The sequence below is a fragment of the Anaerobiospirillum sp. NML120449 genome (assembly GCF_023051105.1).
Lineage (GTDB): Bacteria > Pseudomonadota > Gammaproteobacteria > Enterobacterales > Succinivibrionaceae > Anaerobiospirillum.
Genome location: NZ_JALKIL010000094.1, coordinates 1 through 2,040, shown reverse-complemented (window position 1 = coordinate 2,040; position 2,040 = coordinate 1). Strand labels below are relative to the sequence as shown.

Here is a 2,040-nt window from a genome sequence, read left to right as displayed (position 1 = left end):
AATCGAGTAGGGGTGGTTCCCCTCTCACACCACCGTACGTACGGGTCCGTATACGGCGGTTTCAACCATTGTTACCGCCCAGTTTTGCTTCGTATTGGGCGTTAAGCATATTCAGGTTAAGCCATCCCATATCCTGTATCTTGGCGTTTGACAGTGCTGAATGAATTTGCTTTGTCTTGGCCATATTCCAGTAGGAGTTTGAAGAGTAGGCGTATTGGCCAAGCTCTGGGGATCGGCTGTTAAGCTTATGGAATTCCTCCATTCGCTTTCGCGGCTTCTTCCATTGCTTCCAGTACATCTGCCTTATTCTTCTGCGGATCCAGCTGTCGACCTGGTTCATCCAGCTTAAAGGTATTGCTCCTTTAAAATAGTTGAACCAGCCTCTCAGCTTGTTGTTGAAACGCTTCTGTACTTTCTCGAACCCACCAGGGCATCTCCGGTCCAGAGTTTCCTTGATTTCCTGGATAAACTTCATCCTCTTCTTTTCGTGAACTTTCACATAGACAGTGCATTTCGGCGCTATCTTGCGGATGAGTTTGGGAACCCTCCTGGTAAGGGTGAAACCAAGGAACTGAGTACCTTGTGTGCACTTCAGGATCTTTGTTTTCTCCATGTTTACCTTGAGGAACAATTTCCCCTCCAGAAACCTGGTCACTCTGTTGAGGGTCCTCTGAGCTGCCTCCTTGCTTTTGCAGAAGATCATCATGTCGTCAGCGTATCTGACGAATTTGATTCCTGTCTTATCCATCATCTGATCACATTCGTTCAGGATGATGTTTGCCAGGACCGGGCTCATTGGGCCGCCTTGTGGGGTGCCTATGGTGGTTTTCGGTGTTACATATCCGTTCTCGAATACAGGCGCGCGCACGAATCTGTGAATCAGAGATATTACTCTTCCGTCTTTTATGTCTGTTGACATGACTTGGAGCAATTTGCTGTGATTTACAGTATCAAAGAACTTGCTCAGGTCCAGGTCGATGATCCATTCATGCCCCTCGTTGGCGTATTTGATCGCCCTCTTAATGGCGTCTCTGCATCCTCTACCTGGTCTGTATCCGAAACTGTTGTCTGAGAACTTGCTTTCGTAAAAGTTTGACAGTACGTTAGCTATTGCCTGTTGTACTACTCTATCTTCTACTGTTGGTATTCCCAGAGGTCTCATATCTCCGTTTGCTTTTGGGATGTAAACTCTCTTTACAGGCTGCGGCCTGTATTTACCGTCTTCAATCTTCTTGATCAGGTCGTCATATCCCTGGACAGCTCTTCTCGCAGCGTATTCTTCGACACTTAAGCCATCTATGCCTGGGGCACCTTTATTACTCGTTACCTTGCGACAAGCTTTGTTCAGGTTGTATGCGTCAGTCACCTGATCCAGCGTGACTTCGATGTTGCTGAAGATACTCAGTCCTGTATATCCTGTATGTTTCGTAGATTTCATGCTATTGAAAACTCCGTGTCATCTTGTTTACGGCGTCTCAGGTCTAATCCCTCGCACACTTTTCGCGTTCCGCGCTACTTCGCATGTTCTCTCAGGATAGTGGTCTTCCAGGGCAGATGGGTGTAGATGTTTATCTATGCTCCTCTCCCTTTCGTGACCTCTTATTTCTAGACCATAGCCGTCAGGTTCTAAGATCTTTCTCTTCTGGTTGATTTGGTCCTTCCTGCCTCCTGACGTTTGGCAGTACTATGACCTCTGCTGACTTCTTGCCATTCGTTGTTACTACGGGTTTCTTCCCGCTGGCAAGACCTCCTCGGGTAAGGGCATTATCTTCCACCTCATATAACCGCTTGCTTTACGTCTCGGGCTCCGTCTAGTTATTGGACTTCGTCATAACTTGGAGACTCGTCCGCCCTGCACGCCTTGTAGCAAGTTTCTGTTCGTCGGTCCAAGGTTTTGCACTGTGTGAGCTGTATAGCTCACAACCAGCTTCTTTCAGCACAGGTGTCACCACACTGTACCTTGCTTTCAGCTAACGCTTCCCACTAGCGGGTGCGTAAGGGACTTTAACCCTCAAGATAATGCTCATGCCGAGCACACAA

General features: G+C 47.7%; 1 protein-coding gene. It reads right to left on the bottom strand.

Going from position 1 to position 2,040, the window contains the following annotated elements; all coding sequences use genetic code 11:
• Positions 1 to 61 precede the first annotated feature (61 nt).
• Positions 62 to 1,438, bottom strand: coding sequence for a group II intron reverse transcriptase/maturase (ltrA, locus tag MXE41_RS12910; protein ID WP_247100876.1), 1,377 nt, complete (start codon positions 1,436 to 1,438; stop codon positions 62 to 64).
• Between the last annotated feature and the right edge of the window lie 602 nt (positions 1,439 to 2,040).

Bases quoted from the DNA above. Each gene is read 5' to 3' on its own strand.
- ltrA (WP_247100876.1), bottom strand. From the start codon at position 1,438: ATGAAATCTACGAAACATACAGGATATACAGGACTGAGTATCTTCAGC.